10 protein-coding genes are annotated in these 15,347 nt (G+C 59.7%); 6 read left to right on the top strand and 4 right to left on the bottom strand.

Features of this window, described 5'->3' with window-relative positions:
* Positions 1–45 precede the first annotated feature (45 nt).
* The 4 genes from HY868_23920 to HY868_23905 form a co-directional block, all read right to left on the bottom strand.
* The gene (locus HY868_23920) at positions 46–738 is read right to left on the bottom strand and encodes a DedA family protein (GenBank protein MBI5305200.1); all 693 of its coding nucleotides are present in this window, start codon (positions 736–738) and stop codon (positions 46–48) included.
* Positions 739–845: 107 nt separating this feature from the next.
* Positions 846–1,859 carry an SH3 domain-containing protein gene (locus HY868_23915; protein MBI5305199.1) on the bottom strand — a complete coding sequence of 338 codons (1,014 nt, stop codon included), beginning with the start codon at positions 1,857–1,859 and terminating at the stop codon, positions 846–848.
* Positions 1,860–1,907: 48 nt separating this feature from the next.
* A complete protein-coding gene (locus HY868_23910; protein ID MBI5305198.1) occupies positions 1,908–3,302 on the bottom strand; it encodes an MBL fold metallo-hydrolase in 1,395 nt (464 codons plus the stop codon).
* 98 nt (positions 3,303–3,400) lie between these two features.
* Complete coding sequence (locus HY868_23905) at positions 3,401–6,166, bottom strand: S8 family peptidase (protein ID MBI5305197.1); 2,766 nt, start codon at positions 6,164–6,166, stop codon at positions 3,401–3,403.
* Positions 6,167–6,362: 196 nt separating this feature from the next.
* On the opposite strand from HY868_23905, the gene HY868_23900 reads away from it, so the two are divergent.
* The 6 genes from HY868_23900 (at position 6,363) to rodA (ending at position 15,272) form a co-directional block, all read left to right on the top strand.
* A complete protein-coding gene (locus HY868_23900) occupies positions 6,363–9,599 on the top strand; it encodes a GAF domain-containing protein (protein MBI5305196.1) in 3,237 nt (1,078 codons plus the stop codon).
* A 120-nt stretch (positions 9,600–9,719) separates the two neighbouring features.
* On the top strand, positions 9,720–12,086 hold the full coding sequence (gene mrdA, locus HY868_23895; protein MBI5305195.1) for a penicillin-binding protein 2: 2,367 nt from the start codon (positions 9,720–9,722) through the stop codon (positions 12,084–12,086).
* A gap of 89 nt (positions 12,087–12,175) precedes the next feature.
* A complete protein-coding gene (gene minC, locus HY868_23890) occupies positions 12,176–12,841 on the top strand; it encodes a septum site-determining protein MinC (protein ID MBI5305194.1) in 666 nt (221 codons plus the stop codon).
* A 32-nt stretch (positions 12,842–12,873) separates the two neighbouring features.
* The gene (minD, locus tag HY868_23885; GenBank protein ID MBI5305193.1) at positions 12,874–13,668 is read left to right on the top strand and encodes a septum site-determining protein MinD; all 795 of its coding nucleotides are present in this window, start codon (positions 12,874–12,876) and stop codon (positions 13,666–13,668) included.
* A gap of 12 nt (positions 13,669–13,680) precedes the next feature.
* The gene (gene minE, locus HY868_23880; protein MBI5305192.1) at positions 13,681–13,944 is read left to right on the top strand and encodes a cell division topological specificity factor MinE; all 264 of its coding nucleotides are present in this window, start codon (positions 13,681–13,683) and stop codon (positions 13,942–13,944) included.
* A 188-nt stretch (positions 13,945–14,132) separates the two neighbouring features.
* On the top strand, positions 14,133–15,272 hold the full coding sequence (gene rodA, locus HY868_23875; protein ID MBI5305191.1) for a rod shape-determining protein RodA: 1,140 nt from the start codon (positions 14,133–14,135) through the stop codon (positions 15,270–15,272).
* Positions 15,273–15,347: the final 75 nt, after the last annotated feature.

Raw genomic sequence — 15,347 nt, 5'->3', positions numbered from 1 at the left:
ACCACGACTCCGCGCTCGCACTGTTCACTGTTTACTGCTCACCACTCACTGCCCACTTGCCACCGACCGTTCATCCTCCTCATCCACAATCCTGGGCAAGGGTTGCCGATTGATGATCGCTTTCGCATACGCGAGAATCGTATTCTTGTTTTCCTGCCACAAGTGCCACGCCGTCGGTAAACCTGGGATGATAAAGAACGCGAGAACAAGTAGCGAAAAATACGTGTCAATCCCTTCGACCGTGCCGAACCATACGCCGAGCGCGTAACCGAGCGTCGTCATGCCGATGCCCCACAGCACGCCGCCCAGCAAATTGAAGACGATGAATGTGCGATAATTCATCGCGACCGCGCCGGCGACAATCGGCGCAAACGTGCGAATGAACGGCATAAAGCGCGCGGCAGTGATCGTGATTGCGCCGTACTTGTCGTAGAACTCTTTGGCTTTGAGCAAGTTCTTGCGCTTGAAGAATCGCGAGTTGGGACGATTGAAAATCGGCGGACCGACTTTTGCGCCGAACCAATATCCGACATTGTCGCCGAGCACCGCGCAGATAAACACGCCGACAATGAGCACGACGATGTCAAGCACACCACGCGACGCGAGCAAGCCAGCCGTGAGCAACAGACTATCGCCAGGCAAAAAGAATCCAAAGAACAAACCGGACTCGGCAAAGACAAAACTAAAGATGCCGGCATAGCCGACGGTCTTGATGAACTCGACGAGATCAAAGTGCATACGACCTTCAATTCCTTTCGTACGATTTTATTGCGATAGCGTTTCGAGCGGAGCGCACGATCGCGATGTTACGTTCCGCTCTTAACAACCACCATGTAGAATACGATTTACGGGTACGGTTTCGTCGCTGGGGTCGCGGCGGGTTGCGGCTTGGGCGCGGGCGGCGCGCCTGGACCGGCTTGCGGCAACGTGTTCGGATCGCCGCCGGCAATCGTCACAAGTTCCGCCGAGATCCAACCCTGTTGCCCGCTGGCGAGATTGATCTGGTACCACAACGCGTCCACACTGCGCGCGATCAGCGTCACTTGCGCGTCTTTTTTCAGCGTGCTAATCACCTTGCCGGTTTTCGTGTCCGGCGCGGCGCGCACATTGAGCGTGTTTGGCGTCACTTTGGCGATGACTGGCGCGGGCGTCGCGGTCGGCGGGGGCTGGGTTGGCAACGCAACGCGTGTCGTCGGAGTGCCAGTCGGCAAGCCGCCGCCCACGCGCGTAGCCGTGCGCGAAGGCGTCGCTCCCGCCGTCGTCCCCAGCACGCCGCTGTTCAACACGAGCGCCGCGCCGCCCAACAATAACGCGCACACGAGCAACACGCCCGCGGCAATCGCGAGTGGAATCCACTCGCGTCCCGGTCCGAACATACTCAGCGGCGAACGACCGCCGCGTTGCGGTTGACCGGGCGGAGGCGCTTGACGCGCCGGCACCGGACGCGCGGGCGCGCGGGTCGGTTGCATCGCCGTGGGCGCGCGCGTAGCCGGTGCGGGTCGCGCCGAGACCGGCGTCGTTGGACGCGCGGTCGGCATCGGCGCGCGCGTGGGCATCGGTTGCGGCGGCGTGGTCGGCGCGCTGGGCTGCGTAGTTTGTCCGCCCGGCTTGGGCGTCAGACTCGAAAGCGGAATGACCGTCGAGGTCTCGCGACCGGGGGGCGCACCCGACACCCACTCAGCGCCGTCAAAGTACATCCATTTGCCGGTTCGCGGATTGATTTCCCACAAAACGCCAAACTGATCTTGCACCGCCAGCCGGCTCACTTGATCTTCGTACTCAGCGCGACTGATCGCTTCGCCGCGTTGCACGCGGGCTTGCAGTTCTCTGAATTTGCCTTCGGCTTCTTCAAAAGTCATACGTACTCCTTGGAGATGTGACGAATCGCGGGTCGTGGCGACGGACGGTCACAGTTCAATCGTTTGATGCAACTCGGGCACGACAATGTTGCAGTGAGGATTCGCCGCGCGCAACGTGTCCGCTAATGCGCGGGATGATTCGGCTTCGCCATGGACGACGAAAATACCCTTGAGCGTCGGTTGAACCTGGGCGATCCAACTCAACAACTCGCTCCGATCCGCGTGCGCGCTAAATCCGTCAATCATTTCGACGCGCGCGCGAACCACATAGTCTTCGCCAAATGTGCGGATGCGCTTGACGCCGTCTACGATGCGACGCCCCAACGTATTCTCGGCTTGGTAGCCGACGAACAAGATCGTGTTGTGTGCGCTTTCGATGTTGTATTTGAGGTGGTGCAAAATTCGTCCGGCTTCACACATTCCGTTCGCCGAAATGATCACCGCCGGACCGGGTGTCTCGTTGATTTTTTTCGATTCTTCAACCGCGCGCGTGTAATGCAGTTTGCCGAATCCGAACGGGTCATCGTGCGCGAGAATGTGCTCGCGGATTTCGTCGTCGAAACAATCGAGGTGCACGCGAAAAACGGCAGTCACATCAATCGCCAGCGGCGAGTCTACGTACACCGGCACGGCGGGCAGATCGCCGGCTTCAAAGTGGCGATGCAAGGCATAGACCAACGCTTGCGTCCGTTCCAAGGCAAACGAGGGAATGACCACCTTGCCGCCGCGCGCGAGCGTTTCGCGCACGACGCGCACGAATTTTTCTTCCGCCTCCGCGAGACTGTTATGTTCGCGATTGCCGTACGTACTTTCGACGATCAGATAGTCGAGTCCGCGCAAGATTTCCGCATCGCGCAGAATCGGCGCGCCCGGACGACCGAGATCGCCGGAAAAACCGAGGCGCACCGTTCGCGCGCCTTCAGTCGCTTCGAGCACGGTCAGCGCCGAGCCGAGGATGTGTCCCGCGTCGTACAAGATCGCGCGCGCATCGCCGTTGAGTTTGAACCACTGATGATAACTGTGTCCAACGATGTGGCGCAACGCGAGTTCCGTATCGCTCGTCGAATAGAGCGGCTCGATCTTGGGTAACCCTTGCCGTGCGCGTTTATAATTCAGATACGCGGCGTCTTGCTCTTGGATGCGCGCGCTATCGCGCAACATCAATTTCGTCAGGTCTTGCGTCGCGGTCGTGCAATTGATCTCGCCGGCAAACCCGCGTTTGACGAGCATGGGCAAGTTGCCGCAGTGGTCAATGTGCGCGTGCGAGAGCAAGACCGCGCTGAGTGTTTTTGAATCGAAGGGTAGATTGGCGTTGCGTTCAAGTGCTTCTGCGCGATGACCTTGATAGAGTCCGCAATCGAGCAGGATGCGGTGACCGGCAGATTCAAAGAGGTGCATCGAGCCAGTGGTCGTGCGCGCCGCGCCGTGAAAAGTAATCTTCATGTGGGTTTCTAGCGTGCGCCATTCTACCACAACTTGGGCAGATTTGGCTAATCATAGGTAGAGACGCTGCACGCTTCGCGAACGTCTCTACCTTCACGTTACGCCACCCCGATGGTCTGCGTGCCCTGATGATCCTGCAACCACGCGACGAATTCTTGCACCAAGCCCGCCCAATAGTCTTGCGACTGCGCGGTCTGGAGTCGAATCGCGCCGGTGATCGTGCGCGTTTCGCCGGGAGCCAGCGGTGTGGTCAATCCCCAGCGGTACGGATGATCCACGCCGGTACGATTCGTAAAATCAATCCCGACACGATAGTTGCCAGCCGCCGCCGGGAATCCCCGACTCGCAAAGTCGTCGCCTTCTGCGTAGACGAACCCAGAATCCGGACCCTGGGTCGCGAGCGTGAGGTTGCTATCGTTCCGCACGGTGATGCTCACGTTCAACAATTGTCCCGCGCTCACCGTCGTCGGCGCAAACGTGACATTCGTAATCGTGATGCCGGGCTTGACTGTGATCAACCGGGTGCCTTGGCGGTCTTGCAACCATGCGATGTACTCTTGCACCAAGCCGCCCCAGTAATTCTGAGTCTGCGCGGTCTTGAGATGAATCGCGCCGCTGATCGTGCGCGTTTCACCGGGGTTGAGCGGAGTGCCAAAGCCCCACCGATACGGATGATCGAGTCCGCCGCGTCCGTCGAAATCCACACCCACGCGATAGTTGCCGCTGACGGCGGCAAAGCCGCGCGACGCGAACGATTCGCCTTCTTCGTAGATAAACCCAGGTTCGGGTCCTTGCGTTGCCAGAACCGCGTCGCTGTCGTTCAGCACGGTCATCGTAACGGTAAGGTAATTGCCGGTGCTGAGTGTGGTCGGCGTAAACGTGACGTTCGAAATCTTGGGACCTGGCTTGGGCGGCGTGACGCTGATGACTTGTACACCAACCTTGTCTTGAATCCACGCCTTTTGTTCTTGTACTAGACCGACCCAGTAACTTTTGGTCGCGATCGTCTTGAGCCGGATTTGACCGGTGATCGTGCGCGTTTCGCCGGGTTGCAGCGGCGCACCCAAGCCCCAGCGAATCGGATGATCTATGCCGCTGCGCGCATCAAAGTCCACGCCGACACGATAACTGCCCGCGACATCGGGATAACCGCGCGTGAGGAACGTGTCCCCTTCTTCGTACACCAAACTCGGATCGGGACCTTGCGTGGTGAGCGGGATCGTACCGTCGTTTTGAACGGTAATCGAAACGTTGAGCAAGCCGCCTGAACCCAGACTGCTCGGCGAAAACACAGCGCTGACCAGATGCACTGGCGGCAAGACCTGCACGCTCTGCACGCCGACGCGATCTTGAATCCACACAGTTTGTTCTTCGACGAGACCGCCCCAGAAATTGCGTGTGCCGATGCTCTTCAAACGAATCGCGCCGGTGATCGTGCGCGTTTCGCCGGGTTGTAAGGGCGTACCCAAACCCCAGCGGTACGGATGATCTACGCCTGTGCGTCCGTCAAAATCCAGCGCGACGCGGAACGCGCCTTTTTGATCCACGAATCCGCGACTGATGAACGTGTCTTCTTCTTCGTAGATAAATCCAGGTTCGGGTCCCTGGGTCGGAAGAGCCGCATCGCTGTTGTTGCGCACGGTGAGACTGACCGCCACTAATTTACCGGCGCTCACCGACGAAGGCGTCAACGTGACGCTGGTGAGTTGAATATCGTTCAACTTGTACGCCGCGAACACATCGCCGCGACCACTGCCCTGCGTGTTCGGATCGAGACCCAGGTTGACGGCGGACGCCATCAACAGATTTTTGATTTGACCCGGCGACGCGGTCGGGTTATCTTGCAACAATAACGCGCACGAACCGGTCGCGTGCGGCGTCGCCATCGAAGTGCCCGAAAGCGTCGTGTAGAACTGATTGACGATTTGACCGATCTGCGTGTTCACCGCGTGCGGCGCGATAATGTCCACGCCGGGGAAACAAAGATCCGGCTTGATGCGCCCATCCGCCGTGGGTCCGCGCGACGAAAAATAGATCGCGTCATCGTTCTTGGTCGTTGCGCCGACGGTGATAACATTTTTGGCGCAACCCGGCGAGCCAACCGTGTACGCGCTGGGTCCGGCGTTGCCGGCGGCGACACACACCGCCACGCCGCGCGCCACCGCCGCGTCGCACGCTTCGGAGAGCGCGTCCGTGCCATCGCACGAACCGTCCATGCCAAGCGACAGGTTCATCGTTCGCACGCCTTGATCCACCGCCCATTCGACGCCGGCGATCACGCCGCTGATCGAGCCGAACCCACTGCTCGTCAACACCTTGGCGGCGTACAAGGTACATTCCGGCGCAACGCCGCGATACACTCCGCCGCTTGCCGCGCCCGAGCCGCCAATCGTGCCGGCGACGTGCGTGCCGTGACCATTACCGTCGAGGTCGCCTTCGCCCGTGAAATCCTTTATCGCCGCGACGCGTCCGGCAAAATCCGGATGCGTGGCGTCCAAGCCCGTGTCCACCACACCGACTTTGATCCCCTTGCCGGTAAGCCCAGCTTGCCACAACAGCGGCGCGCGGATCAGCGGTACGGAGGTGTTGAGCATCGTGTGCGCCTGACCGTCGAACCAGATCATTTCCACATCGTCGCGGTCGCTCAATTGATTGATCGCGTCCGGCGTCGCGCTGAACGCGCTGGCATGGATGAGTCGGTACGTAAAACGCGGTGCGCTCGCGCCGGCAACGACAGACGCGGGCGTCATCATCGCACCCGTTGTGTACTTGACGATGATGGGCAATTGTTGCGTCCCCGCCGCCAGCGCGCGCGGGCGCAATTGTTCGGCGAGACCCGGGTGAATCTTGTTCGGATTTGGCATACGTCTCCTTTGTGAATTTGTTTGCAACGTACCCGACGTTCGAACGTGACGCGCGCGTGTGCGGCGCGTCTATTTCTATCTGGTCGCCACACGGCATAAACCGTGGTCATTGTAGCATAAAGGCAAGACAGACACAAATCACTCTAGCCCAATGTCGCTGGTTGACGCCTAATCAGAGTTGTGTTATTCATACGGCATGAGATTTCTTCGTCGCCTGGTCGTCGTTCACATGCTCGCGAGTCTCCAGGCGCGTCTGCTTCTGATCGTTCTCCTCGCGCTCATCCCTGCGTTTGGCTTGGCGATCTACAACAGCGACGCGCAGCGTCAACTTGCCACCGAAGCCGCGCGGCAACAAACCAAGCGACTCGCGCGCCAAGCTCAGTCCGATCAACTCGAATTGATCGCCGCCGCGCACCAATTACTGTTCGCGCTGGAAAGTCTACCTGCCCTGCACGCGCAAGGTCCGCTTCGCTGTGACGAATTGCTCACCGCTGTCAAAACGCACTCCTTTTACGCCAACCTGGGAGTCATCAATCGCGCCGGGTTTGTCTCCTGTAGCGCCACGTCTTTGACCGCGCCCTTCCGTGTCACCGAACGTCCGTACTTTCAATTTCTATTACAGTCTCGCCATTCGAGCATCGGCGAATTTGAACTGGGTTGGCTGGGCACCCGCCCGACCGTGAATATCGGCGTTCCTTTGGTGGACGAGTTCGACGAAACGCAAGGCGTCGTCTTTGCCACGTTGGACACGGCATGGTTCGCCACCTTCGCGCAAATGAAGCAGTTGCCGACCGGCTCGACGTTGTTGGTAGCGATTCACGGTGATACGCTGCTCACGCGTGTGCGCGCGGATGAGGTGTGGGTGCAGTACACGCCCGCCGACCAACACCTCCAAACTCTGACGCGCGCCGGGTTGACCGCGGATATTCAAGACCCGGATGACGTCACGCGACTCTATTCACTGGTGCGGACCAAAGCCGGTTCGGCGGAAGATGCGTACATCGGGCTGGGCATTCCGGTATCGGCGGCGTACGCGCAAGCCGATCAATTGCTTTGGCAAAGTCTGCTGGTATTGACGGTGGTCGGTTTGGTCGCCTCCGCCGCCGCGTGGAGTTTTGGCGACGTGTTCGTCGTGCGCCCGGTGCGACGCCTAATTCGCGCGACGGAACACCTGCGCGCCGGCGATTTGAGCGCGCGCGTCGAAGGTCCCGCGCGCACGGGCGAAATCACCAAGTTGGCGCGCGCCTTTGACGAATTGGCGGAGGCGCTCCAATCGCGCGACCGGGAGCGCGCGCGCGCCGAAGCGGCGGAACGCGAACAGCGCGCGCTCGCCGAAAGTCTGCGCGATATTGCCAGCGCGTTCAACAGCACGCTCGATTTCGATCAGGTGCTCGACCGCATCCTCGACCATGTTGGACGCGTCGTGCCGTACGACACCGCGAATATCATGCTGTTCGAAGGAGGCGCCGCGCGCGTCGTCCGCGGTCGCGGCTATGATCGGTTCGGCGACGACGAGTGGATTTTCGCGCAACGCTTTGACCTCGCACGTTTTCCGAACATGAACTACGCGGCGTCGCCCGATGGTCCGGTGGATTTGATTTCCGATGTCCGGCAATATGCCGACTGGGTAGATTTACCGGAATCGCGTTGGATTCGGTCGCATCTCGCCGCGCCCATCCGCACCAAGGGATTCGCGCTAGGGATTCTCAATTTGGACAGCGCGACGCCGGGCTTTTTCAACGCCGACCACGCGTCCGCCTTGCAAACCTTTGCCGACCAAGCCGCGATCGCGCTGGAGAACGCGCGCCTCTTGCGCGAAAGCCGGGCGCGCGCCGATCAATTCGCCGCGCTGTACGCCACCGCAAGCGATCTTGCCGCGCCGCAACGCGATCTGGCGTTCCTATTGCAAACCATCATCGAACGCGCCGTCGCACTGTTAAACTGTCCTGGCGGAACCGCGTACCTGTACAACGTCACCCGGGATGAGCTCGAACTCGTTTCACAAAAAGGGCTTTTCTTTTCGCCGAATTTTCGCATCAAACTTGGCACTGGGTTGGTTGGCAAAGTAGCCGCCACCCGCCAACCCTTGATTGTGGACGATTATCAAAAATGGTACGCGCGCCTCCCCCACCCAGACACGCTATCGCTTCGTGCAGTCCTGGGCGTGCCCATGCTCTACGGCGGTGAACTCATCGGCGTGCTCACCGTTGTCGAGCTAGGCGCATCGTCGCGCCGATTCACTGAAGCCGACATGCATCTGCTTGCGCTCTTTGCTGGGTTAGCTGCGAGCGTCGTTCGCAACACGCGGCTTTTCCAGGAAACGCGCACACGCGCCGAACAACTGGCGTTGGTGTACGACGCCGGCTTGGCGCTCAACAGCGTACTCCAGCCGAAAGCGCAACTCGAATTTCTGTTCAACATCACGATGCAAGCCCTCCACGCCGACCGCGCGGAATTCTTGCGGTATGAACGCACGTCCGATAGTCTGCGCGTCGAGATGGCGATTGGTTTTTCCGAACAAACCCAACGCGATTTAAGCAAACTGAATCTACCCTTGTCCAGTCCGCAGGGTGTTACCGCGTGGGTCGGGCGCAGTCGCCTCCCGTTGTATTTGCCGAACGTTCACGTCGAGCCGCGCTGGATTCGCGTGGATCCGGAGGTCAGCGCCGGTTTGTGGGTGCCCGTGGAAACCGATCACCATTTGCTTGGCGTACTCGCGGTCTTGAGCACGCACACCGACGCGTTCACGCCGGAAGATGAGCGTCTGCTCGTGCTGTTCGCCAATCAGGTCGCCGTCGCGATGGAGAACGCGCGCCTGTTCCAGGATTCGGAAAATTCGCGGCGCGAGCTCGAACGCGCGTACGACGCCACACTCGAGGGCTGGTCGCGCGCGCTCGACCTGCGCGATGAAGAAACGAAAGGACACACACAACGCGTCACCGATCTGACGGTGCGGCTAGCGCGCGCGATGAAACTGAGCGAAGAACAAATCGAGCACATCCGGCGCGGCGCGCTGCTGCACGACATCGGCAAGATGGCGATTCCCGATCGCATCTTGTTCAAGCCCGGTCCGTTGACGAATGACGAGTGGCTGATTATGCAACGACATCCGTCGTATGCGAACAAATTCATTTCGCCGATTGCGTACCTGCGACCTTCGCTCGATATTCCGTACTGTCATCACGAACGCTGGGACGGCAAAGGATATCCGCGCGGACTCAAAGGCGAAGACATTCCGCTTGCCGCGCGCATCTTTGCGGTGGTGGATGTGTGGGACGCGTTACTCTCGCAGCGCCCCTACCGCGAGCCGTGGTCGGTGGAACAGGTGTTGAGTCACATCGCCTCGTTATCCGGCACGCACCTCGATCCGCATGTTGTCCACCTGTTTTTAGACATCATGCGTAAAGAAGATGTTCACGGGTCGCACGAATGAGAACACCTCGACGCGCTACGAAAGCAACGCTCGCCGAAACGTTCCGCTCGCCCGCGCTGGCTTTGCGAGTAACTTGATAGCGCGTTGCCAATTCGCTCAAACTAGGGTATAATTTTTCGCGTGAACGATCCAGAGCACGAATATTCCCTAGCGGGCAGTGTAACCGAAGAAGAAGAAAAACCCCGCGGCAGTTTTCGCCTTTTGCGCGTTGCGATCATTGCCGCGTTTCTCATTCTCGTTCTCCAGCTCGCCAACTTACAAATCGCGCAAGGCGAGTACTTTCGCCAAGCCGCGTTTGCGAATCGGTATCGCATCGTTCAAACCGATGCGTTGCGCGGCATCGTCTATGATCGCGCCGGCAAAATCCTCGTCCGTAACATTCCCTCGTTCAACGTTTCGATTGTGCCGGCAGATTTGCCGGACGAGGACGAAGAACGCATCGTCGGCAAACTCGCGGTCTTGCTCGACATGCCCATCGAGACGGTGATCGAAACGACGGTCGCGGACGCGGTGGGCAGTTTGCCCATTGGTGTCGAGCGCGTCGTCGTGCCGCCCAAACGAAAACCAGGATTGCGCGAACTGATCGCCAAAGCCGAGCGCGATCCGTTTGCGCCGGCGCTCATCAAATCGAACGTGCCGCGCGAGGTCGCGTTTTATTTAGAGGAGAACCATCTCGATTTTCCCGGCGTGCGCGTGGGACTGGAACCGATTCGCGAATACGTGGACGGCGCGCTCTTTTCCCACATGCTGGGATACACCGGTCGCATCCCACGCGAAAATTTGGAACAGTACACCGGCTACGCGCCCACCGATCAAGTCGGCTTGACCGGCTTGGAGTATTCCTTCGAGCAAGATTTGCGCGGTGCCAAAGGCGAACGCCACATCGCGGTGGATGTAGCGGGACGCGAAGTCGCCAAGCTCGACGAGACCCCGCCGGTGTCCGGACACAATCTAATTCTGACGATAGACGCCGAGTTCCAAAAAACCGTCCTAACGATTTTGCAAAAAGCGATGCGCGGCGCGCGTTCCAAGCAAGGCGTCGCGCTCGTGCTCGACCCGCGCAACGGCGAAGTGCTCGCGCTCGTTTCAGTCCCCAGCTACGATAACAACTTGTTTGCGACCGGTATTTCGATTGACGACTACACCAACCTCGCACAAGACCCGTTGCATCCCCTCGTCAACCAAGCCATCACCGGACAGTACCCACCCGGCTCCACGTTCAAACTGATTCCGGCGAGCGCCGCGTTGCAGGAAACCGTCGTAGACATCAACACCAAAATCACGACGCCGGGTGTGATCTGGGTTCCGAACAAATACTTTCCCGACGACCCGTCGCTCGCGCAACCATTTTACGACTGGTACAAACCTGGGTTCGGCGCGCTCGCCATTCGCGATGGCATCGCGAATTCGTCCGACGTGTTTTTCTACAAAGTATCCGGCGGTTATCCGGATTTTGAGAATGGCTTGGGCGAAAACCGGCTCGCCGCGTACGCGCGCATGTTTGGTATCGGCACGCTGACCGGGATTGATCTGCCTGGTGAAGCCAAAGGACTGGTGCCCGACCCAGTGTGGAAGCGGAAAACGATTGGCGACATTTGGACGACCGGCGACACGTACAATATGGCAATCGGTCAGGGCTATGTGTTGGCAACGCCGCTCCAAGTGGCGCAGTATACGGTTGCGGTGGCGAATGGCGGGACGATCTACAAACCGCAACTCGTCCAAAAGATCGTGGATTCGGAAGGGCGCATCATCCGGCAAATCGAACCGGCGGTCATCCATCGCGTCCAGGTAAACGATCACAACCTGGCGATTGTGCGCGAAGGAATGCGCGAAGCCGTGGTGCGCGGCACCGCGGTGAAGGCGAATCTCGCCGATGTAACCGTCGCCGCGAAAACCGGCACGGCAGAATTTTACGGACCCAAGGTCAACGGACATTTGCCGACGCACGCGTGGTTCACCGCGTTCGCGCCGTACGAAAATCCGCAAGTCGTCGTCACCGTGTTTGTGTTCGGCGGCGGCGAAGGGTCCGAAGTCGCGGGACCCGCGGCGGCGGATATTTTGCGCGCGTATTTTCGTTTGAATACCGATGCGCCGCTCGTCGGTCCCGCGCAACCGATCGCGCCGCCAGTCGTCGTCGTGCGTCCGCCGGCGGCGAGCACGGGTCCGGTCGCGCCCGCGCGCAAGTACGCGGGGCGCGCGTTGTCGGTGGATAACTGGGGCGAACTACCCGGAATTTTCGGCACCGTCGTAGACGCCAGCGGACGCGGAGTCAACGCGGTGCGCGTCGCGGTAGATAAATGCGACGGCAACGCGATATTCAGCGCGACGACGGATGGCAATGGCGCATTTCGTTTCAACGGCGTGTACTGGCACGATTCCTCGCGTTGGTGTGTCCGCACACTCTCGCCCGCCGATTCCGATCCGCTCGCGATTGACGTGTTGCCCTACAAACGCTACACCGTTCAGTTCGTCCCTACCCAGTAATGGGCAGTTTGGTGGTTAGATGGTTGGATGTCGTTAGCCACCTAACTACACAACTACCCAACTACCTAAACTACCCAACTATCAAAACGATGAGCTACGTCACATTCAAGGGAACCCGCGAAGGAATTGTCATCACGCTCGGCAACGGCGGCTGGCGCGCGATGATGAACGAACTGGGCGCGCAGCTGAGTCGGTCCAGCGCGCAATCGTTTTTTCGCGGCGCGCGCGTCTTGCTTGAAACCGGCGGACGCGCGGTCGAGGTCGCGCAGCTCGAAGAGTTGATCGCGATGCTCGCGCAACACGAGATGACGCTGGTGTCCGTGATGGGCGAAGCGCACGCGCAAGCCACGTTCGATCAATTGCGCGCGACGATTCCGCCGCCCGAAGCGCCCCCGGAGCAAGTCGCGCCCGGCGCAGCCGCCGAGCACGCGCCGCTGGTGTTGCGTCGCACGATTCGCTCAGGTCAGGTCGTGCGCCACACCGGCCCCGTCATCGTGATCGGCGATGTCAACCCCGGCGCGGAAGTGATCGCGGACGGCGACGTGATCGTCTGGGGCAAACTGCGCGGCGTCGTCCACGCCGGCGCAAACGGCGACGAACATGCCTGGGTCGGCGCGTTGATTCTCATGCCGACGCAGTTGCGGATCGGGCATTATATCGCGCGCGCGCCGGAAGGGAACCGCGTGCTGCGCTGGCCCGCCGAAATCGCGCGCGTACGCAATGGACACATTCTGATCGAACCCTGGGGTACATAGAGACGTTCCGGCAGAACGTCGTGGAGGCATAGATGGAGGGACACGTGATTACCGTCACCTCGGGCAAAGGCGGCGTCGGCAAAACGACGACGACGGCGAACCTGGGTGTGGCATTGGCGCGGCGCGGCAAACGCGTGGCGTGTGTGGACGCGGACATTGGCTTGCGGAATCTCGATGTCGTGATGGGACTCGAAAATCGCATCGTGTTTGATTTGGTGGACGTGGCGGAGGGACGCGTGCGTTTGCGGCAGGCGCTCATCAAAGACAAACGCTTGCCCGAATTGCATCTCTTGCCGGCGGCGCAAAAACGCGACAAGACCGCGATGACCGAAGAGCAAATGATCAAAGTGTGCGCCGACCTCAAACAGGAATTTGATTTTGTGTTGATTGATTCGCCGGCGGGGATCGAAGGCGGCTTCAATTACTCGGTCGCGCCGGCGGACCGCGTGATCGTGGTAGTCACACCCGAAGTGTCGTCAGTGCGCGACGCGGATCGCGTGATCGGTCTGGTCGAATCGCGCGAAAAACCCGCGCCGAAACTCATCATCAATCGGCTGCGTCCCGACATGGTCAAACGCGGCGAGATGCTCGACACCTCGGACGTGCTCGAAATTCTCGCGATTGATTTGCTGGGCATCGTGCCGGAAGACGAAACGATCATCACCTCGACGAACAAAGGCCAGCCCGTCGCATTGAACGATCACTCCGCCGCTGGCATGGCGTTCGCGCGCATCGCGCAACGACTGATGGGCGAAGAAGTGCCGTTCCAAGTGTTCCACGGGTCGTCTGGTTTCATGGATCGCCTGTCGCGATTGTGGAAATCGTAGAAAAGGAGCGCGATGGATTTCTTCAACCGAATACTGGGTCGCTCCACCGGCAGCGCGAACGCCGCGAAAGAGCGATTGCAATTGGTGCTCGCGCACGACCGCACGGATTTGTCGGCGGAAACGTTGGAAGTGTTGAAAGACGAAATCGTCAACGTCATCTCCAAACACATTGCGATTGATCGCGCGCGCGTCGAGGTTTCGATTACGCGCTCGGAACGCACGCAACGCCTCGTCGCCAATATTCCGCTCGCCAGCGCGCGGCGCGCGCAAAAATAATTCGCAACCTTGCAAAGGTTTTGAACCTTCGTCAGGTTTTCAGATTTTCACAAAAGAGTGACTCAGCTATGTCATTTCGACGAGCAGCGAAGCGTGTGCGAGGAGAAATCTCTTGTCGCGCCAAGGGGGAGATTTCTCGTCGCAAAGTGCGCTCCTCGAAATGACACCTGAGTAGATACAAAAAAGTGATGGAACGTTTATCGCGTCCACGTTTTACGCATTTCGATTTTTGGCTACTCGGCGCAACGCTCCTCCTGGTCGTCATCGGCATCACGATGATCTACAGCGCGACCGCGTGCATCACCGGCGAGTCGCTCGACTGGGAGAGTCCGGCGTTGCGTCAGATGTTGTTCGGCGTCGTCGGCGTCGGCGTGCTGTTCGCGCTCGCGTTTGTGGACTATCGCTTGTGGGGCGCGCTGCGCTGGTTGATTTGGGGCGGCATCATCGCGCTACTCGGCGTGGTGATTTTGGCGGAGGTGCGGTTTGGCGCGCAACGTTGGATCAACCTGGGCGTGACCTTGCTGCAACCTTCGGAGGCGACCAAGCTCGCGCTCATCCTGGTCTCGGCGAAATACATGGGCGACCACGCGGAGCAAATGGCGCGCTGGCGCAACCTGGGCATCTCGTTTCTGTTCGCCGCCGTGCCGATGGCGTTGATCTTTGCGCAACCCGACCTGGGCACGACGATGGTGATTGCGGCAACCTGGGGCGTCATGGCGATTGCCGCCGGCATGCGCTGGCGCAACGTGTTGATCATTGCCGGCGTGCTCGCCGTCGTTGCGCCGTTTGTGGTTTTTCCGAATCTGCGCGCGTATCAAGTGGAACGCGTGATGGCATTTCTCGATCCGACGCGCGACCCGCTCGGTTCCGGCTACAACGTGACGCAAGCGCGCATCGCGATTGGCGCGGGCGGTTTTTGGGGGTTGGGTTTTTGCAGCGGCACGCAAAGTCAATTGCGGTTTCTCCGTATTCGCCAAACCGATTTCATTTTTTCGGTCATCGGCGAGGAACTAGGATTCGTCGGTTCGCTGTTCGTGCTCGCGCTCATCGTGTTCATCATCCTGCGCTTGATTCGCATCGCGCGGCTCGCGCGCACACCCGACGGCAAACTGATCGCGGTGGGGGTGGCGGCGGTGATCTTCATTCAGAGCTGGGTCAACCTCGCGATGAATTTGGGGCTGGTGCCCGCCGTCGGAGTGCCCTTGCCCTTCGTCAGTTCGGGCGGGAGTTCGCTCATCACGTTGATGGCAGGGCTGGGCATCGCACAGAGCATTTTACTGCGGCACACCGGTTTGCAATTGGAGGGATCCGGCAAGCGTTATGCGTAGGAATTTGATTTTTCGTTGCGCTCCGGGTATAATTGTGCCAACGCTGATGAGACGACCACGATGTCGTGAAGGTGG

The organism is Chloroflexota bacterium (assembly GCA_016219275.1).
In the GTDB taxonomy this organism is placed as follows: Bacteria; Chloroflexota; Anaerolineae; order UBA4142; family UBA4142; genus JACRBM01.
The sequence above is the reverse complement of the archived record's forward strand: the minus strand, read 5'-3'. Positions and strand labels throughout refer to the sequence as shown.